The 23823-nt window shown below is 64.0% G+C and carries 21 protein-coding genes; 4 read left to right on the top strand and 17 right to left on the bottom strand.

From position 1 onward, the window contains the following. Positions 1–129 precede the first annotated feature (129 nt). On the bottom strand, positions 130–1758 hold the full coding sequence (groL, locus tag art_RS17430; protein WP_038466891.1) for a chaperonin GroEL: 1629 nt from the start codon (positions 1756–1758) through the stop codon (positions 130–132). A gap of 518 nt (positions 1759–2276) precedes the next feature. Between groL and art_RS23185 the strand changes: the two genes are divergently transcribed. Beyond that, entirely contained in the window at positions 2277–2819 is a 543-nt protein-coding gene (locus tag art_RS23185; protein WP_052136720.1) for a TM2 domain-containing protein, read from the top strand. A 141-nt stretch (positions 2820–2960) separates the two neighbouring features. Here art_RS23185 and art_RS17420 read toward each other — a convergent pair whose 3' ends face one another. Both art_RS17420 and art_RS17415 read right to left on the bottom strand, forming a co-directional pair. Next, positions 2961–3563: a LytR C-terminal domain-containing protein gene (locus tag art_RS17420; protein WP_038466888.1), complete on the bottom strand. Its 603-nt coding sequence runs from the start codon at positions 3561–3563 to the stop codon at positions 2961–2963. 41 nt (positions 3564–3604) lie between these two features. After that, positions 3605–3895 (bottom strand): DUF3263 domain-containing protein, encoded by a 291-nt coding sequence (locus tag art_RS17415; protein ID WP_038470822.1) that lies wholly within the window; start codon positions 3893–3895, stop codon positions 3605–3607. A gap of 182 nt (positions 3896–4077) precedes the next feature. Between art_RS17415 and art_RS17410 the strand changes: the two genes are divergently transcribed. Together art_RS17410 and art_RS17405 are read left to right on the top strand one after the other, a co-directional pair. Next, the gene (locus tag art_RS17410; RefSeq protein WP_082000587.1) at positions 4078–4833 is read left to right on the top strand and encodes a uracil-DNA glycosylase; all 756 of its coding nucleotides are present in this window, start codon (positions 4078–4080) and stop codon (positions 4831–4833) included. An 80-nt stretch (positions 4834–4913) separates the two neighbouring features. After that, entirely contained in the window at positions 4914–5768 is an 855-nt protein-coding gene (locus art_RS17405; RefSeq protein ID WP_038466886.1) for a siderophore-interacting protein, read from the top strand. A gap of 204 nt (positions 5769–5972) precedes the next feature. Here art_RS17405 and art_RS17400 read toward each other — a convergent pair whose 3' ends face one another. From art_RS17400 to mmsB, 8 genes are all read right to left on the bottom strand, one after another. Next, positions 5973–7403, bottom strand: a complete 1431-nt coding sequence (locus art_RS17400) for a threonine/serine exporter ThrE family protein (RefSeq protein ID WP_082000393.1) — start codon at positions 7401–7403, stop codon at positions 5973–5975. 235 nt (positions 7404–7638) lie between these two features. Continuing rightward, on the bottom strand, positions 7639–8712 hold the full coding sequence (locus tag art_RS17395) for a peptidoglycan bridge formation glycyltransferase FemA/FemB family protein (RefSeq protein WP_038466884.1): 1074 nt from the start codon (positions 8710–8712) through the stop codon (positions 7639–7641). A 277-nt stretch (positions 8713–8989) separates the two neighbouring features. Then, complete coding sequence (locus art_RS17390) at positions 8990–10636, bottom strand: MDR family MFS transporter (RefSeq protein WP_038466882.1); 1647 nt, start codon at positions 10634–10636, stop codon at positions 8990–8992. Beyond that, complete coding sequence (locus art_RS17385) at positions 10633–11265, bottom strand: TetR/AcrR family transcriptional regulator (RefSeq protein WP_038466879.1); 633 nt, start codon at positions 11263–11265, stop codon at positions 10633–10635. Before art_RS17385 ends, art_RS17390 begins: the two co-directional genes overlap by 4 nt. Before the next feature lie 391 nt (positions 11266–11656). Further along, positions 11657–12448: an enoyl-CoA hydratase/isomerase family protein gene (locus art_RS17380; protein ID WP_038466878.1), complete on the bottom strand. Its 792-nt coding sequence runs from the start codon at positions 12446–12448 to the stop codon at positions 11657–11659. A 74-nt stretch (positions 12449–12522) separates the two neighbouring features. Continuing rightward, a complete protein-coding gene (locus tag art_RS17375; RefSeq protein WP_052136717.1) occupies positions 12523–13815 on the bottom strand; it encodes a CaiB/BaiF CoA-transferase family protein in 1293 nt (430 codons plus the stop codon). Then, a complete protein-coding gene (locus art_RS17370) occupies positions 13808–15301 on the bottom strand; it encodes an aldehyde dehydrogenase family protein (RefSeq protein WP_038466875.1) in 1494 nt (497 codons plus the stop codon). Before art_RS17370 ends, art_RS17375 begins: the two co-directional genes overlap by 8 nt. A gap of 10 nt (positions 15302–15311) precedes the next feature. Then, positions 15312–16229, bottom strand: a complete 918-nt coding sequence (mmsB, locus tag art_RS17365; protein WP_038466872.1) for a 3-hydroxyisobutyrate dehydrogenase — start codon at positions 16227–16229, stop codon at positions 15312–15314. A gap of 224 nt (positions 16230–16453) precedes the next feature. On the opposite strand from mmsB, the gene art_RS17360 reads away from it, so the two are divergent. Further along, a complete protein-coding gene (locus art_RS17360; RefSeq protein WP_038466870.1) occupies positions 16454–17365 on the top strand; it encodes a LysR family transcriptional regulator in 912 nt (303 codons plus the stop codon). A gap of 156 nt (positions 17366–17521) precedes the next feature. Here art_RS17360 and art_RS17355 read toward each other — a convergent pair whose 3' ends face one another. The 6 genes from art_RS17355 to art_RS17330 all read right to left on the bottom strand — a co-directional run bounded on the left by art_RS17355 (position 17522) and on the right by art_RS17330 (position 23601). After that, positions 17522–18268 carry a 3-hydroxybutyrate dehydrogenase gene (locus art_RS17355; RefSeq protein ID WP_038470814.1) on the bottom strand — a complete coding sequence of 249 codons (747 nt, stop codon included), beginning with the start codon at positions 18266–18268 and terminating at the stop codon, positions 17522–17524. A 105-nt stretch (positions 18269–18373) separates the two neighbouring features. Then, positions 18374–19765, bottom strand: coding sequence for an MFS transporter (locus tag art_RS17350; protein ID WP_038466867.1), 1392 nt, complete (start codon positions 19763–19765; stop codon positions 18374–18376). A 333-nt stretch (positions 19766–20098) separates the two neighbouring features. Continuing rightward, entirely contained in the window at positions 20099–20749 is a 651-nt protein-coding gene (locus art_RS17345; RefSeq protein ID WP_253901401.1) for a response regulator transcription factor, read from the bottom strand. Further along, complete coding sequence (locus tag art_RS22380; RefSeq protein WP_052136716.1) at positions 20746–21444, bottom strand: sensor histidine kinase; 699 nt, start codon at positions 21442–21444, stop codon at positions 20746–20748. Before art_RS22380 ends, art_RS17345 begins: the two co-directional genes overlap by 4 nt. Next, complete coding sequence (locus art_RS22375; protein ID WP_038466865.1) at positions 21411–22751, bottom strand: hypothetical protein; 1341 nt, start codon at positions 22749–22751, stop codon at positions 21411–21413. The genes art_RS22380 and art_RS22375 overlap by 34 nt, the downstream gene beginning before the upstream one ends. Before the next feature lie 70 nt (positions 22752–22821). Then, positions 22822–23601, bottom strand: coding sequence for a hypothetical protein (locus art_RS17330; RefSeq protein WP_038466862.1), 780 nt, complete (start codon positions 23599–23601; stop codon positions 22822–22824). Positions 23602–23823 lie beyond the last annotated feature (222 nt).

Below are 23823 nucleotides of genomic sequence, written 5' to 3'. Positions count from 1 at the left end.
TTTCAACCACCATGTGGGCAAGCAAAAGGCGCCATTGCCTGTAGCGGGGATGGATTTCGCATGCTTTTCGCGAAATCTTACTGCCCGCGGGGCAATGGCGCCCTTTGCTAGACGACTAGGGGTGGGTGATTAGAAACCGCCCATGCCGCCCATGTCGTCTCCGCCGCCGCCAGCCGGTGCAGCCTTCTCAGGCTTGTCGGCCACAACGGCTTCGGTGGTGAGGAACAGGCCGGCGATGGAGGCCGCGTTCTGCAGCGCAGAGCGGGTCACCTTTACCGGGTCGTTGACGCCAGCAGCCAGCAGGTCTTCGTAGACCCCGGTTGCAGCGTTCAGGCCGTGGCCGTTGGGCAGTGAGCGGACCTTGTCCACTACTACGCCGGGCTCCATGCCTGCGTTGAAGGCAATCTGCTTCAACGGTGCATCGATGGCAACGCGGACGATGTTGGCGCCGGTTGCTTCGTCGCCCGTCAGGTTGAGGCCTTCGAATGCCGTGACGCCAGCCTGGATCAGGGCAACGCCACCGCCGGGGACGATGCCTTCTTCAACAGCAGCCTTGGCGTTACGCACTGCATCTTCGATGCGGTGCTTGCGCTCCTTGAGCTCAACTTCGGTTGCGGCACCTGCCTTGATGACTGCAACGCCGCCGGCCAGCTTGGCCAGGCGCTCCTGCAGCTTCTCACGGTCGTAGTCGGAATCGGAGTTTTCGATCTCGGCACGAATCTGAGCAACGCGACCTGCGATGGCTTCGGCGTCGCCGGCTCCATCAACAATGGTGGTCTCGTCCTTGGTCACAACAACCTTGCGAGCCTTGCCCAACAGGTCAAGGGTGGTGTTTTCCAGCTTGAGGCCAACTTCTTCAGCGATGACCTGGCCACCGGTGAGCACTGCAATGTCAGCCAGCTGGGCCTTGCGGCGGTCGCCGAAGCCCGGAGCCTTGACGGCAACGGACTTGAACAGGCCGCGGATCTTGTTCACGATCAACGTGGCAAGCGCTTCGCCTTCGATGTCTTCGGCAATGATCAGCAGCGGCTTGTTGGAAGCCATGACTTTTTCCAGAACTGCAACGAGGTCCTTGACGCTGGAGATCTTGGAGTTCACGATCAGGATGTACGGGTCTTCAAGAACCGTTTCCTGACGCTCGGTGTCGGTCACGAAGTAAGCGGAGATGTAACCCTTGTCGAAGCGCATGCCCTCGGTGAGCTCAAGCTCCAGGCCGAAGGTGTTTGACTCCTCAACGGTGATGACGCCTTCCTTGCCAACCTTGTCCAAGGCCTCGGCAATGAGTGCGCCAATTTCGGGATCGCCGGCAGAGATCGACGCGGTGGCGGCGATTTCTTCCTTGGTCTCAATTTCCTTGGCGGAAGCCAGCAGCTGCTCGATGACGGCTGCAACAGCCTTCTCGATGCCGCGCTTCAGGGACAGCGGGTCGGCGCCGGCAGCTACGTTGCGCAGGCCTTCCTTGACCAGGGCCTGGGCCAACACAGTTGCTGTGGTGGTTCCGTCGCCTGCGATGTCGTCAGTCTTCTTGGCGACTTCCTTGACCAGCTCGGCGCCGATCTTCTCGTAAGGATCGTCAAGTTCAATTTCCTTGGCGATGGATACACCATCGTTGGTGATCGTGGGGGCGCCCCACTTCTTTTCGAGAACAACGTTGCGACCGCGCGGGCCCAAGGTTACCTTGACGGCGTCGGCGAGGATGTTCAATCCACGCTCTAGGCCGCGGCGTGCCTCTTCATCAAATGCAATGAGCTTGGCCATGGAGGCTTCAGTCCTTTCGGGACAGTCATTTTACGATTCAAAAATCCCCATTGTGCGCCCGCGACGGACGGATTAGCAGCCGATGATCTCTTTACACCTGCTGCGAACCCTCGCCCAATGAGGAAAGTTCAATACTCCGACGGCGGTTGAGCAGCCAATAATTAGCAGTCGCCACCTCAGAGTGCTAACTCCATAATTAGCACTCGTCACTACAGAGTGCAAGCGGGGAACGCTGTATGAGCTTGCGGCGAACGCCGGAAGGGGTGCGTCTCAGACGCCGGAATGGGACCAGGACGGCGTGGAAGTGGTGTGGAAGTGGCAATAAACGGTCTCCAAGGTGTGACCCACCCCCGTTTCCCGCAACATATTCGCCCCTTCGCGGTCCTGTCCCTTTCAGACACGCGGCCGAACAGATAGCGTTGTTGCCATATGCATTTTCAACCGTTCGCATAAGCAATGCTCGAACCGCCTCCCGGCAACGGCTTGTGCCTTCAATATCAGTAGCATCAGGAGACACCATGAGTGAAAATAACCAGCCCGAACAAAATCCCCTCGACTTTGGCAAGGCGTCCGAGGTTCCTGCAGGTTACGACCAGCCAGCGCCGCCGGCCTATGGTGCCCCCGGCTACCAAGAGCCCGCTGCACCGCAGCCTCCGAGCTACCAGCAGCCGGAACCCCAGTCACCCTACCCCGGAGCCCAGCAGGCCTACCCGCAGCAGAACGTGCAGCAAAACCCGTACCAGCAGCAAGGCGGCCAACAGGGCTACCAGCAGCAGGGATTCCAGCAGCCCTACCCGCAGCCCGGATACCCCATGGTTGGCGGCCAGCAGAAGTCAAAGGTCGTGGCCGGCATCTTGGGCATTTTGCTGGGAGGCCTCGGCATCCACAACTTTTACCTGGGCAAGAACAAGATTGCCCTGACCCAGCTTCTGGTGTCGGTGGTCAGCTTCGGCTTCCTCTACCCGATCATGGGAATCTGGGGCCTCATTGAGGGCATCCTGATCCTCGTCGGCCACGAAAACTACCGCACCGATTCCAACGGCGTTCCGCTGAAGGACTAGCCCAAGGTACGTCTGGTCCCCAGGTCGAGGTAAATGAGCGGCCGAGGGACCGCTGCGAGCATGCGAGCAGTGGGAGGCAGCGAACGGGGAGGCCACCTTGTCAACCAAGGTGACCTCCCGCCGTCGTGCTTTATGAAAAAACTAGGCGCCAGGACCCAGCACAATGGCCAGCGGCAGGCCGAGTTCGGCGGTTTCAACCTGGGTGGGGATGTTCAGCAGGGTGCCGAGTGCTTCGGCGTTGGCCTTCTGCGTGATGTCGCTGTAGAAAATGACGGACGTTGACTGCGGCTGTCCTGCCCAGTTGGCTGACTGCGCCACCGTCCAGCCATCCCCCGTGACACGCCCGGCGTATTGCGCGGCCAGGCCGGAGACACCCGTGGCGTTGAAGACCGCCACGGCGATGCTCTTGTCAACAACGGAATCCGGGGTGGGCTCCGGCGTCGGCTCCTCCGTGGGCGCCTCGGTGGCCGCTTCAGTCGGCTCGGGAGTTGGCGGCTCCGTGCTCTGGTCGGCTTGAGGAGTGCTGACAGCAGATGTGGTGTTGCCTGCCAGCGGGGAGGTGTTGTTGTTCAACAATTTCGGCATGACGAAGAACGCCAAGAGCCCAATGCACAGGGCGGCAACGCCGACGATCATTATGGGCAGCAACGAGCGTGATCGGGTTTCCATCGACGCCCGATGGACTCCGTAGCGGGCCGAATTCTCCTCGACAGCGTCAAACTCATCGCGCGGGTGTTTACTCATTGTGCAGTGCAGTCCTTGTGCGTACGTTGGGCGAAAATGGGTCAGTTGCCCAGTCGGCGTGCGGATCGGGCGTGTTGACGTGACTCACGTAGTCTACGCAACCGTTTGACCAGCATGGGGTCATAGCCCAGCGCGGCTTCCGTGTCGATCAGGGCGTTCAGGACCTGGTAGTAATGGGTCGCCGAGAGGTCAAACATGTCACGGATGGCCTGCTCCTTGGCGCCGGCGTACTTCCACCATTGCCGTTCCAGGTCAAGCATTTGCTGCTCGCGCTGGCTGAGCCCGCCCTCGGAGGGTGCGGCATGGTCCGCCGGGTCGTGCCCATGCGCAATGGCTTCAGCCACAACAGCCCTCCCTCAAATCTCATGCGAAGCAGACCGCCAAACGTGGCCCGCACTGTCCATAATAAGGGCGAATGACAGGGATGTCATTTGCAATTCCGTGGACAGCGGCACAAGCAGCCCTTCCTGTGGAGGAATTAACCAGCAGCCCGCCATGGCCCACAATGGAGAACATGGACAGCGCACCTGCACTCTTTGACCTCCCCGCACCGGCGCCCTGGGATGCCCGGGAGCTGGCGGCCCTGGCCCTGTTGGCGCAGGACCCTCTCACGCAACTTGCCCCCGATTGGGCGCAGGAATTGGCCCCGCTGGAGCCCCTGTTGCGGAGTTTGGGCGCCATGCTGGCCAACGAGTACGACGCCGGAACCCGCTTCCTGCCCCTTCCCACCAAGGTACTGCGCGCCTTGGGCACGCCCATGGCGGCGATCAAGGTCTTGATGGTTGGCCAGGACCCATACCCCACGCCTGGGCACTCGGTGGGCCTGGCATTTTCCGTGGACAGGAAAACCCGTCCCCTACCCCGCAGCCTGAACAACATTTACAAGGAGTTGAACGCCGACGTGGGCATCGCCCCGGCCACCCACGGGGACCTCAGCTCCTGGGCCGACCAGGGCGTCCTGCTCCTGAACAGGGTGCTCACGGTGGCGCCGGGTGAGGCAGGTTCGCACCGCCGTCGTGGGTGGGAAGAAGTCACGGAGGCCGTCATTGCCGCCCTTGCCGCCAGAAAGTTGCCCCTTGTCAGCGTGTTGTGGGGCAAGGACGCGCAACGCCTGGCACCGCTTCTGGAGGGCACAGCGGTGATTGAATCCGCCCATCCGAGCCCACTGTCGGCGTCGCGGGGCTTCTTTGGGTCCAAACCGTTCAGCCGAGTGAATGATCTGCTGTTAGCGCAAGGTGCCACCCCGATCGACTGGAAACTGCCCGCGTAACCTAGACTAGTTAGGACAACCTAACTAGGCGTGCTGGCCGCGCCCGCAGGCCGGGTCGACCCCGGCGACAGGAGTTCATTGTGACCTCAGCCGATACTAAATCACCAGCCGTTACTGCCCCCGCCGTCAAGCCCCGCAGCCAATTCTCGCTGCACGTACTGCGCACCGAAAAGCTCAGCCCGCACATGGTGCGCATCATTGCCGGCGGTTCCGACCTGGCGAAATTCGTGCCCAAGGACGCCACCGACATGTATGTGAAGATTCATTTCCTGCATCCCGGCGTGGAATATGCGGAGCCCGTCGACGTATTTGCGCTGCGCGAGACCATGCCGCGCGAGCACTGGCCCATGACCCGCACCTACACCGTGCGCTGGCTGGACGCTACCGCCCAGGAGATCGCCATCGACTTTGTGGTGCATGGATCTGCCGGACTTGCCGGCCCGTGGGCTGCAGCCGCAGTTCCTGGCGACCGGATCATTTTCTCCGGCCCCGGCGGCGCTTACAAGCCCAACCTCGACGCCGACTGGCAGCTGTTCGCGGGCGACGAATCGGCTCTTCCTGCCATTGCCGCCGCGCTCGAGTCGCTGCCTGCCAATACGCGCGGCCACGCCTACCTTGAGGTGGATACGGCCGCCGACATCCAGCCCATCGGGAAGCCCGACGCCGTTGAGCTCACCTGGGTGTTCCGCAACGGAACTACACCGGACCGGTGCACTGTCCTGCTCGACGCAGTCGCCAACTGCCCGTGGCCTGACGGCACCGTCTATGCCTTTGTGCATGGAGAACGTGAATATATGAAGGCCCTGCGCGGCCTCCTCTTCAAGCAGCGTGGCCTGGAACGCACGCAGGTCTCGCTCTCCGGCTACTGGGCCTACGGCCGCTCAGAAGACAACTTCCAGGCCGAAAAGAAGGACCCCATCGGCAAAATCCTCTAGCGCCCTACTCCCCCAAACACAACGCGCCCCCACCCTCCGCCGAGATGGTCCCCGCCTTCCGCCGAGATGTCAGATGACGCCCTCCGCAATGGTGTAATTCCCGTCTCGAGAGGGCGTCATCTCACATCTCGCGCATTGAGTCTGTGGGGGCGTCCACAGGGACAGGGCTTTATCTGGTGCGGCGTCGGGTTTGTCTCAGGCGGGTTAGCGGCGACGGTTGCGGCGCTTGTCGCGGGGGCCGTTGCTGCTGCGGGTGAAGGGCCGGGCGATGTTGTCGCCGAGAACCACGCCGGCCGCGACGGCCAGAATGATTACAAGCGCGTTGAAGATTCCGACGGCCCCGGTCACCGAGTCCTCGGGCGTGAGCGTCATGACGAACATGGCACGGAAAATGGACAGACCCACCAGCAGGAAGATGATGGACGGGACAGCCACCACCAGCTGCGGGGCACCAAGGCGCAGTGCGATCACGCGGGCCAACATGCCAATGACCACGGCGGCAACCGCGGGTGCAAAGCGGCCGCCAAGACCAAGCTCCATGCCGAAGTAGTAGACCAGGTAGCCGATCAGCGCTACCGCCATGGTGGGCAGTAGGAGCTTGATGGCCGTCTGTTCGGCAATGCAAATGGCCACAGTGGCCAATGCCACGAGCACCAGAACCCAGTACAGCGGCAGGGATGCGGTGATGGTGTCAGCAACATCCAGCCTGTCGGCCCCAAATACGGCGGAGGTTACCAGGGCCACGGCGATGCCTGCAACGATGGCGCCAAAGGTGAGGAAGGCCGATAGAAAGCGTCCGGATGCCGTGACCGGGAAGCCGTTGATCGCATCCTGGACGGCGGAGACCAGCCGGCCCGAGGGCAGCATGAGCAGGATCCCGCCGGCCACCACCACCGAGGGGCTCAATGGAACGTGAAGCACGAAGCACACCAGCGCCACCATGGTGACGATGAAGGAGCTGATAGAGGTGACAAAGAAGTCGGGCACGCGCCATTTGCCCAGGACCCGTGCCACCTGTCCGGCCAGCAGAATGGTCAGGAACGCCACGATCGTGCCGACGAAGGTGCCGCCGATGACGCCCACCACGGCTGCCGCAAAGACGGCCTCCGCCATTGAGACGAGCCACCGCGGGAACGGCTTGGGCTTCTTGACGATGACATCCAAGCGCCGGTACGCCTCGTCCCGGGTCACACCGCCGCTGGCAATGTCGGTGACAAGTTCATGCACTTCAACCAGGCCCGCGTAATTGTTGGTCCATGAGCGCACCACACGCAACAAGGTGATGGGCACGGCGTCGCGCGGCGCGTAATTGATGATGACCGACTGGTTTGTGATGTCTACTTCTATGTTGCGCAGTCCCAGCGCCGCAGTGACAGCAATGATGGACGTTTCCACCTCGAGGGCGCCAGCACCGTACCGGAACATGGTTTCAGCCAGGCGCAAAGCAAAGTCGATGGTCTTGCGTGACGACTCTTCGGCCTTGCCCACCTGAATCGTGAAGTTGGCGTAGGGGCTCCCTGCCAGTCGATCAACAATGTTCATCGGCGCCGTGGGCGGAGATTCGCCCTGGACGAGCTTGCGCAGCACACTTCGGGCAGCCTTGTTGGGCCGGGGAAGCGGCACGACAGGAATCATCCCCACCCGTGGGGAACCAACGGGTCGAGGACTCGCCTTGGGCGCATCCTTCGGGACGGGCTTCGGCGCGGCCCGGGGCACAGGCGCGGCCTTGGGTGCCGGCAGGCCTGCGCCTGCTTGATCCCGATCGTGGGGACTGTTAGTCGTCATTCACGCTCCCTGTCGCATTCGTCCCTGGCCGCTCGGCAGGATCTGCTGCCGCTGCGCGCGTAGGTCACATCACGCCGTCGTACTTCTAGTAGAACTGCTTTCCAGTGCGGCGCGTGTACAACTGTCTGAATACCCGTTCGCCCGCGCTGCTCCACAATTTATACCGCAGCGGGCTCAAAATTAGGTCATAGCAACCTACAAAATCGGTGACAGTCTTCGTGAAACTCGTTTTGAACAGGCCCAGGCCGTGGTGGGCATGCGTGGGATCCTTGAGCTGGTCCGACGGCGGCGTCCCACAGAAATCGTATTCCTGCGCCCCGAGTTCCTTCATGTCGTTGATGGCCACCCACTGGACCAGGTGCGAATCGCCATACTGCTTGCGCTTCTGCAGGGAACCGCCGTCCTTGTACGTGGCCTTGGCGCCGTAATTGATCACGAAGGCGCCGACGGAGGCCACGCCATCCTCAAAGACGAAGTAGAAACGGCCCTGGCCACGACGGCTGAACTCCGTCCAGAACTGACGGTAGTACTCAAAGTCACGGGCCGTGGTGGTGGCCTTCGCGGCGATCGTGCCAACCATCAGCTCATACATGGTGCGCATGGTTGACTCGGTGGGCTCCATCCGCACCACCTCAACTTCTTCGCGGATCGCACGGCGCACGGCGTTGCGCCCGCGCGAGTGCAGATTACGCAGGAGCTGGTTGGGCTCCGGTGAAATGTCCAGCAGTGCCGTATGGTCGTTGGGCTGCAGATCGGGAACCTTCACGAGCCCGGCGCCGGACAGCACCGCGCGGGCGTCCTCGGAGGCAACAACGTCGGGCTCAATCTTGGTGGCGAAAACGTTCAGCCTGGCACGCTTGACGAACGCTTTCAGCGCGGTGAGCATGGCGGGAATGTCGTTCACATCTGCAACGTCGGGCCCCTTGATGAGGTACCAGAACTTGCCAAGGACCGGAAACGACTTCTCCAGGACCAGGTTGTAGCTGGAGTAGTCCGGGCCTTCAAAGACCAGGAACTGGGGGTCCCATCCGTAGTTCTTCTTGACCGCAGCAAACGCTTCGGATTGCAGCAAATTACCGCCATTGGGGTTGGCCGTGACCAGCGTGTCCCACGTTTCAATCTCGGCGGCAGTGGCAAATCGGGCGATGAATTCTGGCAAGTGAGACCTCAATTGTGTTGGCGTTCATTCACTGCCTCCAGTCTACCGGGCAGGAATCCTGGCGCCATTCGCCGCGGCCGGTCGCCGCGGCGCCCAACGCGGCGAACTCACCGAAGATTAAACAGCTGTGACGCAGCAACTGCACCAAAACCGCGGAGAGCGGTTTTCGAGTGCAGTTGCTGCGTCACAGGACTGGAAAGCCGGCAGGGCTCCGCGCCGAGGGCCACGCGCCGAGAAAATGCGCGGCGGGAGGGCACGGGGACTACTGGGGCGTTGTCTACGTTCGCGGCGCCAAAGCCGGCGCATCCGGCTCGGAGGAGGCATCGGCGTCGTTCTTCACATCAACCTCAAACTCAGCCATGGATGCAGCGTTCGGGGAAAGGCCCACGGGGATTGTTTCGCGTTCGATCTTGGTGGCCAGCGGAACCTCCTTGACGAAGAACAGGATGACCGCGGCAATGACGGCAAGAGGCACCATCCAGAGGAACAGCGGGATCAAGGCCTCGTTATAGGACTCGATGACGAGCTTCTTGATCGGCGCCGGCAGGCTATTGACCAGATGCGGGGTGAACGAGGCTGCGCCACCACCGCCCGTGCCGCCGGGGATCTTCTCGGTGACGAGCTCATGCAGGCGGGTGGCAAACATGGCACCCACAACGGCGGACCCAAGCGTGGCACCCACCTGGCGGAAGTAGTTCTGGCCGGCGGTGGCCGTGCCAACAAACTTCAACGGGAAGGAGTTCTGCGCCACCAGTGTCATAATTTGCATGCTGGCACCCAACCCAATGCCCATGATGCCCATGTAGATGCAGATGAGATAGACGGGTGAATCGGCATGGAGCGTGGCCATCAGAGCCAATGACACAGCCAAAATAATGGAGCCTACGATCGGGGCAACCCTGTACCGGCCGGTGGTTGAGACGCGACGGCCGACAACAACCGAGACGACCAGCATGCAACCCATCATGGGGATCATGAGCAGGCCAGCCTGAGCTGCCGAGTAGCCTGTGGCCATCTGCATGTAGGTTGGCATGTAGCCAAGAACACCAAACATGGCGATACCCGTGAGCAGACCAGAAATAGTGGTCAGGTTAAAATTGCGGCTCTTAAAGAGCATCATGGGCATGACCGGCTCGCTGGCACGTAGTTCCACAAAAACAAACAGCACACTGGTGACGATGGCGGCGGCAGCCAGACCCAGGATTTCAGGGGAGTTCCACTCATACTGTGAACCGCCCCAGGTGCCGACCAGAACAATTGCGGTGGTTGCGAGGGCAATGAGCATCATGCCCAGGTAGTCGATCTTGGGGCGTGTTGCGTGCACAATCTTCGGCACGTGCAGCAGGAAGATGGTGGCGAAGATGGCCAGTATTGCCAACGGCACGTTCATCCAGAACGCCCAGCGCCAGCCGGGTCCTTCGGTCAGCCCGCCGCCGATCAGCGGACCAGCAACCGATGAGAACGCGAAGACGCCGCCCATGATACCCATGTATTTGCCACGCTCACGAGCGGGAACGACGTCGGCAATGGTCGCCTGGGAGAGAATCATCAGACCACCACCACCCAGACCCTGGACCACGCGGGCCACAATGAGCGTGCCCATGTCCGGAGCCAGCGCACCGATGACAGAACCAATGGTGAAGATGGAGATGGCAAACAGCAGCATGGGCTTGCGGCCCAACAGGTCGCCCAGCTTGCCGTAAACCGGCATCATGATGGTGGAAGCCAGAATGAAGGCAGTGATGGCCCACGCCATATGCTCGACGCCGTTCAGCTCACCCACCATGGTCGGTAGCGCGGTCGAGAGGACAGTTTGGTTCAGGGAGGCCAGCAGCATGGTGACCATGAGACCGGCGAACAATAGAACTATTTTTCGTTTTTCACCGGGATCTACCGGTGTTTCAACTTTGGTTTGGGTACTCATAGGGTTGCTTTGATTGCCTCTCTAAAAATTTCAATGGACTCATCCACAGCTTTAGTTTCACCGGCGGAGACGGCACTTGGATCACGGCTGAATGCGAAGCGCATGGCGGTTCCCGCCAGCATCAAGAGGGCCTTGGCCCCGTCACGGCCGCCGGGCACTCCGGCACGGGCAAATTCAGGATCAGCGTCGTCATAGCGGTCCACCAGGATTGATTCGACCAAGATCTCCGAGGCGGCGACGTGCTGGAACACGGTGCGGTTAAGTTCCGGGTATTTGCTTTTCAGTTCCTTGCGGCGCGCCTGTTGCGAGGCCTCCGGGAACATGGAGCGGATCACAGCGACCATGAGGCGGACGGTGCTGCCAAAGAGGTCCCCGTCGCCGTCCTCCCGGAACGCGGCCACGGCCTCATCGGAGAGCGTGGGCGGCTGGGTGCCCATGATGGCGTCTTCCTTCGTGGCGAAATAGTTGAAGAAGGTGCGCTTGGAAATGCCGGCAGCCTCGGCGATGGCCTCGACCGTGGTTTTTGTCAGGCCCTCTTCAAGTGCCATTCCGGACGCCTTGTCATGGATCAATGCCCACGTATCCAGGCGATTTCGCTCACGGAGCGGCACTGGGATGGATTTTTGCATGACTACAGTTTATGCGCTCATGCAAAGATTGCACAAGTGCAAAGTTTGCATGCACGCATGCTTTAGCTCACATTCCTGCTTAGCAGGGTGGCTGGCGGAGGTCGCGGCGGTGAGTGTCAGGCCTCCCGGCGCCGCCCCCTACGTCCCCGCTTCGCGCGTAAGTTCGGACGCATGCAGATGGCGGGGAAGGTCGCGGCGAGATGGGACGGCGGGAATCGCACCTCCAACTTGCAGTCATGGCCCCGCAACAGCATCTGAGATAACTCCCGCTCCTTTCGAGATGTGAGATAACGCCCTGCTTAAAAACCCAGGAACAGGTGCGAGAGGGCGTGATCTCGCATCTCGGCGGGAGGCAGGAGGAGTCAGGCGTCGCGCCCTGAGCAGGAGGGGGTCAGTCGTTGCGCGGCCGCAGCCAGGTGAACTTTGGCGTCCCCTTGGCCAGGAAGGCGCCAACACCGATGGCGGCGTCCTCACTGACGGCCATCTGGGCCTGCCAATAGGCGCTGAGCTCAGCCACTTCAATGTCGCCAGCCCCCCCGCTCATCGCATTCACCAGCGCCTTGTGTCCTTGCGCCGAGAACTGCGAGCGCGCCGACAGGTGCAGCGCATAAGCGTGGACCGCTTCCCAGAAACCGTCCAGGGCAAGGACCTTCGTGGCCAGGCCAAGCCGCAATGCCTCCTGGGCGTCAACAAAGTCGCCGCTGAACAACAGGTACTTTGCCGTCGCGGGGCCGGCCAGTTCCACCAGCTTCTTGATGCCGGACAGCGGATACACGATGCCGATCTTGGCCGGCGTGATGCCGTACACAGCGCGCTCCGAGGCCAAGCGGATGTCGCAGGCGCCGGCGATCTGCCAGCCGCCGCCCACACAGTAGCCGTCAATGGCGGCGATGGTGGGTTTGCGGAAGCGGGCCAGGGCATTCTCGGCCACGGTGATGTCGCCGCCGTCGCTCTGTCCGGTGGACGGATCGTGCAGGATTTTTTGCACGGAGGCGATGTCCGCCCCGGCGGAAAAGTGTGATCCCGCACCGCGCACCACAACCACTTTGACAGAGTCGTCGGCATCCAGCTGAGCCAGCAGGTCTTCAAATTGCTGCCACATGTCCTGGGTGATGGCGTTGCGCATTGCGGGGTTGTCCATGATGAGCGTGGCCACCGGTCCGGATTGTTCAATGCGCAGCATGCCTGCCCTCTCCCCCGCATTAGACGGAGCACGTATCGGAGCATTGCCCGGAACAACCTCAACAGCGCTCGCACTCATGAGACTACATCCACGGACTCCGGCGGCGCAGCAGGAACCGGCGGCGCAGCCAGCACAATCCCGGCGTCCACGAGCCCGGCAATCTGCTGTTCCGTCAGGGACAGCCCGGCCAGGACGGCACGGGTGTCCTCCCCCAGCGACGGCGGAGCCTTGCGGATGCGAGGCGCCTGCCGGTTGACGGAGATGGGCCCCCGGATCAGCGGCAGTTCGGAACCGTCGGCGCGGCGCACGGTTTCCACCATGGCCAGCGACTGGACCTGCTCGTCGGCAAACGCCTGTTCATAGTTGTAGATGGGCCCGGCCGGGATGGCGGCGGCACGCAGCACGGGCAGCCATTCGTTGGCGGTACGGTGGGCCAGCAGTTCCTCCAGCTCCACCTTCAGCACCGCCTCGTTGCCGTGGCGCAACTTGCCTGTGGCGTACTCGGGGCGCTCCACCAGTTCCGGGGCGCCGAGCAGCGAGCACAGCTGCTGCCACTGCTTTTCATTGCCCACCGCGATGATCACGGGGATGTCGGCCGTGGCAAACACACCGTAGGGCGTCAGCGCGGGGTGGGTGTTGCCCAGCGGCACCGGCACCTCACCAGTGCTCAGGTACTTTTGGCCCTGGAACGCGCCGAGCGCCAGCCCGGTTTCCAGGAGCGACGTCGAAACCTCCATCCCGTCCCCGGTGCGGGCCCTGCCTACGAGCGCGGCAGCGATACCCAGCGCCGTATTGATGCCGGAGACCATGTCCACGATGGGCACGCCCACCCGGTACATGTGGTCCGAATCCGGGCCCGTCACGGACATCAGCCCGCTCATGCCCTGCGCCACCTGGTCCAGCCCGGGCGCCTGCGACAGCGGTCCCGTGGCGCCAAAGCCACTCACGGAGGCAATAATCAGCTCGGGCTTGGCAGCCCGCAGCACCTCTGGGTCCAGGCCCATGGTGGCCAGCACCCCGGGACGGAAGTTTTCCACCACGACGTCGGCACTCATCGCCAGCTGCCACAGCAGCTCCCGCCCGGGCTGGCTGTAGAAGTCGATGGCAATGGAGTCCTTGCCCCGGTTGGCCGAGTCAAAGTACAGGCTGTTCTCGTTCTCAAAGGGTGGCCAGGCCCGGCTGGAGTCCCCGCCCTTGATGCTTTCGGTCTTGATGATGTGCGCCCCCAGGTCCGAGAGCAGCGCGGTGGCGTAGGGTCCGGCCAGTGCGCGGCTGAGATCCAGGATGCGAATGCCGTCCAGGGGCAGACCTGCGGTGCTGCCTGCCGGAGCGGCTCCCGCCCCGGAGCCGCCGGAGCCCTTAACCATTGGGCACCCCTCGCAGGCGCACATTGATCTGCTTGGTCTGGGTGAATCCGGCCAGCATACCTTCCAAAGACACTTCTCGGCCCATGCCGCTTTGCTTATAGCCGCCATAGGATTGGCCGGCCACCTGCCCGCCACCCTGGTTGACCTGCACCCAGCCGGCGTCCACCTGGTGGGCCGTGTTCAAGGCATCGTCCAGGTTGTGGCTCCACACGTAGGCTGCCAGACCGTAGTTGGTGTCGTTGGCCATGCGGATCACATCGGCCGTGTTCTTCCACGGGATCGCTACGAGCACCGGGCCAAAGATCTCCTCTTGAGCCAGCCGGAATTCGTTCCGGGCGCCACTGAACACTGTGGGCAGGTGGTAGTAGCCCTCGGTCAGTGCCCCCTCGGTGGGTGCGCTGCCGCCAAGCACGGCCTTCATGCCGGAGGTGGCGCGCCCCTCATCAAGGTAGCCGGTGATGGCCGAGTGCTGCTTGAGGTTGATGACGGCACCCATGTCTGTGGCCTCATCGAGCGGGTCCCCCACCTTCAGCGCGCCGAGCTTGGCACTGAGCCGCGTCAGCACGTCGTCGTAAATGTCCTCATGGAGGAACAAACGCGACCCTGCGGTGCAGCTTTGACCCTGGCGGGTGAAGCGCGAGGCAAGGAGCAGGCCGTCGATGAGTTCGTCGTCGACCGCGTCCGGGAACACGATGGAGGGGTTCTTCCCGCCCAGCTCCAGGGACATGTGCGCCAGCCGGGCGCCAGCCTGCGCGGCCACCCCGCGACCTACCTCGGTGGAGCCGGTGAAGGAGACCTTGTCCACGCCGGGATGGTTGGCCAGGGCCTCGCCGATGATGGAACCGCGGCCTGTCATGGCATTGACGACGCCGGCCGGCAGGTGATTGTTGCACACTTCTGCGAGTAGCAAAATGGTGAGCGGGGCGTCGTCGGCGGCTTTCATGATGACGGTGTTGCCCGCGGCGAGGGCGGCCGGGATCTTGAACGCGGCGATCATCAGCGGCGAGTTCCATGGCAGGATCGCGGCAACCACGCCAAGCGGTTCGAGGCGCGTGTACTGCAGCTGGTTTTCGCCCGCCGGGAGGGTGGTGCCCTTGACTTCCCCGGCCACGCCGGCAAAGTAGCGGAACATGGCGATCATGGTGGTGGCCTCGGGGCGGGCCTGGGTGCGCAGCGCGTTGCCGGTGTCCAATGCTGTGAGCCTGGCAAATTCCTCGACGCGGGCCTCGAGCTCGTCGGCGATGGCCAACAGCGCCTTGGAGCGGCCACTGAAGTGCTGGGCGCGCCAGGCCGGGAAGGCGGCTCGGGCCGCGGCAACCGCACGGTCCACATCGGCTTCGTTGCCGGCCGGGACGCGGGCAATGACGGTGTCGCGGCGGGCGGGGTTCTCCACATTGCGCCATTCACCGCTGGCCGAGGCCACTTCCTCGCCACCAATCCACATGGGCCAGTCCCGGACGGCTGGAGTTGTTTGAACGTCAGTCATGGCAAATTCCTTAGGCGATAGTGGCGGAAGCGGAAGTTTTCAGGGACCCATCCATCAGGGCCACGATCTTGGTGCAGTCCTTGCCGCCTTCACCCTCGTCGATGAGGCGCTGGAACAGTTGCTGGACATGCTCGCCAATCTCCAGCGGGGTGTCGGTGCTGCGGGCGGCGGCGATGGCCAGGCCGATGTCCTTGTTGGCAAGGTCCGCGGTGAAGGTGGGGGCGAAATCGTTGTTGGCGGCCGAGGTGGGCACCACACCGGCCACCGGGTACCAGGTGCGCAGCGCCCAGCTGTCACCGGAGGAGACGGAGGCGATGTCCCAGAAGACCTGCTTGTCCAGGCCAAGCCGGTCGGCGAGCACGGCACCTTCGGCGGTGGAGGCCAGGTTGATGAACAGCATCAGGTTGTTGCAAATCTTCGCAGCCTGGCCCGTGGTGGCTCCGCCGGTGGGGATGATGTTCGCGGCCATTGGTTCGATGTAGGCGGAGGCGTCGGCCACAGCACCAGTTTCGCCGCCAATCATGAAGGTGAGTGTGGCGGCAGCCGCGCCGCTCATCCCACCTGAAACAGGGGCGTCGACAAAGCGGAAGCCGGCGGCAGCAGCGGCGTCGTGCACGGCCCGCGCGGACTCCACATCAATGGTGGAGGAGTCGATCAGGAGGGTTTCCGCAGCCGCGTTGGCAAGGACCCCGGCGTCACCGAAATAGACGCTGCGGACGTGGTCGCCCTTGGGGAGCATGGTAAAGACGACGTCGGCACCCGAGACAGCGTCGGCGATCGAGGTGGCCGCTGTGACCCCGTTGTCCACGGCTGCGGCCAGTGCATCAGCGCTCAGGTCGAAGCCGCGGACGGCGTGCCCGGCCTTGACCATGTTCGCCGTCATGGGTCCGCCCATGTTTCCCAAACCAATCCATGCCACAACAGCCATTGTGAAAGCTCCCTTGCTTACGTTTTCCATTATGTCCCAGGGCCCTGACATTGACCCGTTATGACCAGCATCACACCCTGATAGAGTGCAAACAAGACCGAAAAAGGCAGAGCGCATGTGCATTTATGCATAGTGGTGCCGTACTGCGGGCCGACGGCGACCCTGCCCGCCGCACACAGTTGAATCGCGCACGTCTATCGCACCTGCATATAAGGAGTATTTCCATGGTGGATTTCAAGAGGTTCCCCAGCCCCGACGACTTGCTGATCCTGCTCACGGTGGCCCGGCTGGGGCGGTTTACGGCTGTGGCCGACGCTCTGGAGACCACGCACACCACCGTGTCGCGGCGGATTCTGGCCCTCAACAAACAAATGGGCGGGCGGACGTTGGAGCGAACCCCTCAGGGCTGGGAGTTGACGGAGCTGGGCAGGGCCGCCGTCGCGGCGGCCGAGCGGATTGAGAGCAGTCTGAGTGCACTGTCGGCGGGGATCGAGGATGGTGTGGACATTGTTTCCGGGGTGGTGCGGGTGAGTACCTCGGACGGTTTTGGTGCGCTCATTGCCGCACCGGCACTGGCCCGGCTGCAAAGGCAGCACCCCCAGCTGCGTGTGGAGCTGCTCAGCGCCACCCGCCGCCTGAGCCAAAACCGCTCCGGCGTGGACATTGAGGTGGTGGCCGGCAGCGTCGAGGCCGGTCGGGCCGAAACCATTTTGCTCTCCGACTATTCACTGCGGCTGTATGCGGGCACCGGGTATGCCGCCGCCCACGGCATGCCGGCGACCGTGGAGGAGCTGTCCAGACACCGCTTCGTTTCCTATGTGGACTCCACCCTCCAGGTGTCCGAGCTGGCCCTGCAACGCCCCTCGCTCACCAACGATCCTGCGCAATTCCAGTCCACGAGCGTTTTTGCCCAGATCGAGGCGGTGCGGGCCAACGCCGGCATTGGCATGCTGCCGGCGTTCATGGTGGCCGGGCAGGACGGGTTCGTGCAGGTCCTGCCGGGCGAGGTGGAGCAGATGGTCCAGTTCTGGGCGGCGGCACGCCCCGAATCGCTGCGCTCCCCCGCCGTGCAGGCGGTCCTGGGCGCGTTCCTGCAGGAAACCCGCCTCCGCAGCGCCGAGCTCGTCCCGTCCTAAGTAGCGCCGAATCGCAACGACTGCAGGAGCGTTGGGACATAATGCCCCTTTGCTGCAGGAGCGTTGGGACATAATGCCCCTTTGCTGCAGGAGCGTTTCTTGAAGCACGACAAACGCTCCTTCACATCCGGGGCATTTTTTGCGAATGCTCCTGCACTACGAGGTCCAGCCGCCGTCCATGAGATAAGAGGCTCCGGTGACCATCGCGGCCGGCTCGGAGGCGAGCCAGACGACGAGCCCGGCGATTTCTTCCGGTTCGATGAGCCGTTTGATGGCATTCTTGGCCAGCATGACCTCCGCCAGCACCTGCTCTTCGGGGATGCCGTGGGTGGCCGCCTGGTCGGCGATCTGCCCCTCCACAAGCGGGGTCCGCACGTAGCCGGGGTTGACGCAGTTGCTGGTCACCCCGTGGACGCCGCCCTCGCGGGCGGTGACCTTGGACAGGCCCTCGAGCCCATGCTTTGCCGCCACATACGCCGACTTAAATGCGGAGGCGCGCAGCCCATGAATCGATGACATGTTGATGATCCGTCCATGCCCCTGCGCGTACATGTGCGGCAGTGCGGCCCGGATCAGCAGGAACGGCACCTCGAGCATGATGGTGGTGATGCGCCGGAAGGCGGCGGGGTCAAAGTCCTCGATGGGGCTGATGGTCTGGATGCCTGCGTTGTTGACGAGGATGTCCACCTCCAACTTCAGCGATTCTAGCGCCGCCGTGTCCAGCAGGTCCACCTCCCAGGCTTCCCCTCCCACCTCGGCGGCTACGGCGGCAGCGCCAGCACCGTCGCGGTCGGCCACGATGACGTGGGCGCCCTGGGCCGCAAGTGCCCGGGCGCAGGCAGCCCCCAAGCCGCCCGCTCCCCCGGTGACCAGGGCCCGCCGCCCCGCCAATGGCCCGGTCAGCGGCCCGGCCAGCGAACCACCCAACGGCCCGGAGCCAGCCGAGCCCACCGCCCCGCCGGGAGCCCCAATCCGGGCCCCGTTCCCCACTGAGCCGGCAACCATTCCCTAGCCCACCTTTGTTGCGGACTTGGCCGCGGCGGCACGGCTCAGGGCCAGCGTTCCGGCGGCATCGGCGTCGTCAATGTCCTGCAGGGAGACACCCTTGGTTTCCTTCAGGAACAGCACGGCGACGGCGGTCACCATGCAGGCGCCGAGCAGGTACAGTGCCACGGGGACGGAGGAGTTGTAGTGCTCCACGAGGCCGGTGGCGATGAAGGGAGCCATGGAGCCGGCCACAATCGAGGTCACCTGGTAGCCAAGGGAAACGCCGGAGTAGCGCATGCGGGTGGGGAACATTTCGGCCATAATGGCGGGCTGGCCGGCGTACATGAGGGCGTGGAAGATCAGCCCGATCGTGACCGAGGCCAGGATCATGAGGTCGTCCTTGGTGTCCATCATGGGGAAGGCGAAGAAGCCCCAGGTGGCCCCCGTCAGCGCACCGAGCATGTAGGTGGGCTTGCGGCCGATCTTGTCGGAGAGCTTGCCGACCAGCGGGACAACGATGAAGTGGATGCCGTGCGCCACCAGCAACAGCATGAGGATGCGGGAGGTGTCGATGTCGACGATGATCTTCAGGTAGGTGATGGAGAACGTGACCACCAGGTAGTACAGGATGTTCTCCGCAAAACGCAGGCCCATGGCCGTGAACACGCCGCGGGGGTAGCGGCGCAGCACCTCGAAGACGCCATATCCCACCTGCGGGTTGTCCTCGATATGCTCCTGGGCTTCCAGGAAGATGGGGGCGTCGCTGACCTTCGTGCGGATGTAATAGCCAACCAGCACGATCACGGCGGAGAGCCAGAAGGCGACACGCCAGCCCCAGCTCAGGAACGCCTCGTCGCTGAGCACGGAAGCCAGGGTGAGCAGCACGCCGGTGGCGAGCAGGTTGCCCAACGGCACGGCGGACTGCGGCCAGGAGGACCAGAACCCACGGGACTTGTTGGGGCTGTGCTCGGCCACCAGCAGCACCGCGCCGCCCCATTCGCCGCCGACGGCGAAGCCCTGGATGAAACGCAGGCCCACCAGAAGCGCCGGAGCCCAGTAGCCGATCTGGCCGAAGCTGGGCAGGCAGCCCATGAGGAATGTGGAAACACCCACCAGGATGATGCTCAGCTGCAGGAGCTTCTTGCGGCCGAACTTGTCACCAAAGTGGCCAAAGACAATGCCGCCGATGGGGCGGGCCACGAAGCCGACGGCATAGGTCAAAAAGCCTGCCATGATCGCGTCGAGTTCCGAGCCTGCATTGGGGAAGAACATCTTGCCAAACACCAGGGTGACGGCGGTTGCGTAGAGGAAGAACTCGTACCATTCCACAACGGTCCCCGCCATGGAGGCCGCGACAACCTTGCGCAGACCCGAATCTTTCGTCGATTGTGACGGCCCAGCAGTTGCACTCATTTTTCTCCTCCGCGCCAATGGCGCGCCTGTCGACGTTGACACTTGGGACTAGCTGCCTGCGCCCAGCTTGTGAGCTGCAGCACACGTGTTGCTGTCCTGAGTATGCCAGCGTCCCAGATAGAACATCAATGACCATTCGCGCAGAGTTAGTGCGCAGAAATGCACATTGGTTGTGGTGGCGGGCCGGTGGCGAGTCAGAGGTGCCGGCTGCCATGCCCGGGGGTGGTTGTTGCCATTCGCCGCCGGCACACCGACCGCGGATGGCAACAACCACCCCCGCGTGAAGGCAACCTGTCCGAACCGACCGCGGATGGCAACAACCACCCCCGCACCTTACCCGCGCCCCAGCCCGGCATCCCGGGCCCGCACAATGGCCTGGCCCCTATCCACCACCCTCAGTTTCGCCAGCACAGCCGAGACCACATTGCGCACCGTCTTTTGCGCCAGGTCCAGGGCAGCGGCAATCTCCGCGTTCGACTCCCCGCGGGCCACATGCTCCAGCACTTCTCGTTCCCGCGGCGTCAGCTCCGGAAACGGCTGCACCGCCAGGCCCCCGGAGGAGGCGGCAGCAAAGAACGCCTGCATCCGCCGGGCCACCGCAGCCGAATACAGCGCCTCGCCCGCCGTGACCGCCCGCACGGCCCGCTCGATCCCGTCAATGTCGGTGCCCTTGAGCAGGTAACCCAACGCCCCGGCGCGCATCGAGGCGAACACGGAATCGTCGTCGTCGAACATGGTCAGGATGCAAATCTGCACGCCCGGCACATCGCGGACCAGCCGGCGCGTGGCCTCGGCGCCGTTGATGTCGGGCAGGTGCAGGTCCATGAGCACCACGTCGGGCCGGTGCTCCTTGACCGCGGCAATGCCACCCACACCATCCACGGCCTGCGCCAGCACCACCATTCCGGCCGTTTCCAGCAGCGAGGTCAGCCCCCGCCGGAACACCGGATGATCATCAACAATCACCACCGTCAGCGCGGTCACAGCCCCTCCCCCGCCGTCAGCGGCAGCCACGCCCGCACGCACGTCTCGGCGCCGTCGCCAACCTCGATGCCGGCCCGTCCGCCCAACTCCTGCGCACGCTGGCGCATGGATTCGAGCCCCACACCTTTCCTGAGGGACGACGGCGGCACCCACCTGCCGTTGTCGGCAACACTGAGGTGCAACTTGCCATCGCCGACCCGCAGTTCCACCTGCGCCGCGCTCGCCTTCGCGTGCGTGGCAGCATTGGCCAGGGCCTCGGCGACGATGCGCAGTGCCGCGACTTCCACGGCGGCCGGCAGGGTCTTGCAGTTGCCCTGCGTGGTGACGGTGACGGCGAGTGCCGAATCGGGCAGGATCGCCTGCACGGCCGCCACCAGTCCCAGGTCGTCAAGAATGGGAGGGCGCAGGCCGTCAACAACCACCCGGATGTCCGCGACGGCTTGGGCGAGGTCCGCCCGCGCCTGGGCCAACAGTTCTTGGACGGCGGGAGGCTCCAGCGTTGGGGCGCCCGCAGCCTGCAGCGTCATCGCCGTGCCTGACAACAGCGGGCCGAGGCCGTCGTGCAGGTCGCGGCGGATCCGGCGTCGTTCTTCTTCCCTCGCCCCAAGAACGGACCGGCGGGAAACCTCAAGGTCCTGGGTGAGCAGGAGGTCGTGCAGGATCAAGGCGAGGCTGGGCTCCAACGCGGCAAGCACCCGAAGGTCCGTGGGGCGCACCCGCGATGCCCCCCCCGGCGCGGTGCCGCAACGACGGTGCCGAGCACCGCGCCGTTCCAACGCACGGGCAGCGGGGTGACTGGTCCCGTGGGCCTTTCCGGGCCCAGGGCGATGTCCAACCCCGGCATGTGCAGCGTCCCCCGGAGCAGGACCGCAGTCTGTTCCAGCGCCTCGCGCGGGGTGACGGCGTGGGCGGCAAGGGCGGAAATGGCACTTCCCAATTCGGCGGCGTCCGGCCGCCCGCGGGAGAAGATCCTGTTGCTCCAGCCCAGCGTCAGCCTCCGCACCGGGTCGAGCAGGAGCACCACCACGGCCGTTGCGGCGAAGCCGGCTGCCCAGGATCCGCCAGCATTTTGAAGGAGCGCACCAACACCAGACGCCGTCAAGGCATAGGCGGCGCCCAGCACCGCCAGCACCACCATGCCGGCCGCGCTGCGGGAGACCAGCTGGTCGATTTCGTACAGCCGATACCTGGCCACCGAGAGCAAAAGGGCGCCCAGGTACACAGCCGCGGCAACGGCGCCCAACCACGGCGGCGAGAGTGCACTGGCCACCAGCAACAGCAGCCACGCGCCCAACACCAGGAAGGTCTGCCGGCGCGCGGCCGCCTCGGAGCGCTTGAAACGCAACACGATGTTCACCAGGGATCCCGCGGAGAGGACCGCGAACAGCACTGTCAGCAGCCACCCCACGGGAAGGGCTGCAGCCTCGACGGCGGCGAGTGGGCTGCTTTCCGAACTCTGCAGTCCCAGCCAGGGGTTGGGCAGATCAGGGAAGAGCGGGGATGCGGGAGCCAGCGCCAGGGAGATGAAAACCGCGGCGGCAACGCCCAGGCTCGACCACCACCACACCCGCCAGAACCGGCCCGGCAGCAAGGTGCCGAAGGGGAACAACTGGGGCAGCAGCACCAGTCCCATCATGGCTCCCGGGGCCCACCCGGCCGTGGAAACCCACGCGGTCCAGGGCAGCCAAGGCGCCTGCGGGTCGGCCGATAGACCAAGCGCGGTGGCCGCCGTCGCCAATGAATAGGCGGCGGAGGTGGTGCCGCTGGCGATCAGCAGCCAGGCCACCAGGTTGCGCGGCTGCTTTGCCGCGATCAGGGCGCCGACGGCGGCGCCCAGCAGTCCGATGACGGGCGTGGGCCCCAGTTCGAGGGCGCGGAACCCGGAGGGTGTTGACAGTGTCAGCACGGCGGCGAGCAGGACGGCGGCGGCGCTGAGCACGGCAGCCGTGTGGACTGCCGTGCCCAGCGCCGACCGGGCTGCCTGCGAGTTGATGGCACTCATTGCCGTTCCCCCTGTGCGCCTGCTGTTCCCTGGGCCGGCGTTGGCTGTTGGAGCAACCATAGTTCAGGGACTACCGGCCGGAGAAGGGCTGCGTGTGGGTCCGCAGCACGGACCAGGCGGCGGCGGCGGCAAAGGCCACAAAGATTAGGTGCGCGTCGAGGAACGGTGTGGCGGGAAGGACGAAGTCGGCGACAAAGAAGATGAGCAGCGAGATGGGAATCCACGCCGCAGTGGCTTTTGATTTCAGCAGCGCAATGGCCGTGCAGACCATGCCTACGGCGTTGCCCAGCAGGAACGGCAGCAACATGGCCAGCATGCCGGAACTCGTGCCCGTGAGTTGTTGCGCCGCCGCAACCGCATTCCCGCCCGCGCCGAGACTGTATAGCGCCACCAGCGCTCCGTTCATGCACAGGAACGCAATCATGCCGATGGTCGTGGCGGCGAGCGCGATCCTGCTGACCACCGGCGCCTTTGGACTGGCCAGCTGCAGCAGGCCCACGATTCCTGCCAGCATGAGCGGGATTCCCACGATGTTCAACAGCACCCCCGCCAGGCCGAAAGAGCTGCGCTCCGCCAGGGCGCCGCTATAGCCCGCCACGGTTGGCTCGCCCTGCAGGAAGGCCGTGTTGATGAACGACGCCGAGGCGTTCAGTGCCGCGCCCAGCACGAGTGCCGCTGCGGTGCTTCGCCTGCCCATGAAGCGGATGGGCGCCTTGGCAGGGGGCCTCGGGGATGTGCGCGCTGCGTCGCGTGCGGTGCCGGCCAGCCCGGTGCCGGCTTGTACGGCGCTCGTCTGCTCAATGCTCGCTTGTTCGGTGCTCGCTTGTTCGGTGCTGAATTGTGCGTTCATGGCTGGTCTCCCGGTGTTCGCTGGTGGAAATGCAAGTTCCTCCAGCCTCACGTGGCGGCCGTCCCGGGCGGCAGTGTCCAGCGTCCCGGGTGGTCAGGGATTCCGTCACCGGATGGCCGGCGACGCATCGAAACTGCAGATAAGGCGAAATCCAGTGCCGCCCCCATTCGAAACTGCAGATGAGGCGATAATTTCGGTGGTTTCGTCGCCTTATCTGCAGTT

This window comes from Arthrobacter sp. PAMC 25486, assembly GCF_000785535.1.
Classification (GTDB): domain Bacteria; phylum Actinomycetota; class Actinomycetes; order Actinomycetales; family Micrococcaceae; genus Specibacter.
Note: the sequence above shows the minus strand (reverse complement) of the source record. Positions and strands in the feature narration are given on the sequence as shown.

Bases quoted from the DNA above. Each gene is read 5' to 3' on its own strand.
- groL (WP_038466891.1), bottom strand. From the start codon at position 1,758: ATGGCCAAGCTCATTGCATTTGATGAAGAGGCACGCCGCGGCCTAGAG.
- art_RS23185 (WP_052136720.1), top strand. From the start codon at position 2,277: ATGAGTGAAAATAACCAGCCCGAACAAAATCCCCTCGACTTTGGCAAG.
- art_RS17420 (WP_038466888.1), bottom strand. From the start codon at position 3,563: ATGAGTAAACACCCGCGCGATGAGTTTGACGCTGTCGAGGAGAATTCG.
- art_RS17410 (WP_082000587.1), top strand. From the start codon at position 4,078: ATGGACAGCGCACCTGCACTCTTTGACCTCCCCGCACCGGCGCCCTGG.
- art_RS17400 (WP_082000393.1), bottom strand. From the start codon at position 7,403: ATGATTCCTGTCGTGCCGCTTCCCCGGCCCAACAAGGCTGCCCGAAGT.
- art_RS17390 (WP_038466882.1), bottom strand. From the start codon at position 10,636: ATGAGTACCCAAACCAAAGTTGAAACACCGGTAGATCCCGGTGAAAAA.
- art_RS17385 (WP_038466879.1), bottom strand. From the start codon at position 11,265: ATGCAAAAATCCATCCCAGTGCCGCTCCGTGAGCGAAATCGCCTGGAT.
- art_RS17380 (WP_038466878.1), bottom strand. From the start codon at position 12,448: ATGCTGCGCATTGAACAATCCGGACCGGTGGCCACGCTCATCATGGAC.
- art_RS17375 (WP_052136717.1), bottom strand. From the start codon at position 13,815: ATGGTTAAGGGCTCCGGCGGCTCCGGGGCGGGAGCCGCTCCGGCAGGC.
- art_RS17370 (WP_038466875.1), bottom strand. From the start codon at position 15,301: ATGACTGACGTTCAAACAACTCCAGCCGTCCGGGACTGGCCCATGTGG.
- mmsB (WP_038466872.1), bottom strand. From the start codon at position 16,229: ATGGCTGTTGTGGCATGGATTGGTTTGGGAAACATGGGCGGACCCATG.
- art_RS17360 (WP_038466870.1), top strand. From the start codon at position 16,454: ATGGTGGATTTCAAGAGGTTCCCCAGCCCCGACGACTTGCTGATCCTG.
- art_RS17350 (WP_038466867.1), bottom strand. From the start codon at position 19,765: ATGAGTGCAACTGCTGGGCCGTCACAATCGACGAAAGATTCGGGTCTG.
- art_RS22375 (WP_038466865.1), bottom strand. From the start codon at position 22,751: ATGAGTGCCATCAACTCGCAGGCAGCCCGGTCGGCGCTGGGCACGGCA.
- art_RS17330 (WP_038466862.1), bottom strand. From the start codon at position 23,601: ATGAACGCACAATTCAGCACCGAACAAGCGAGCACCGAACAAGCGAGC.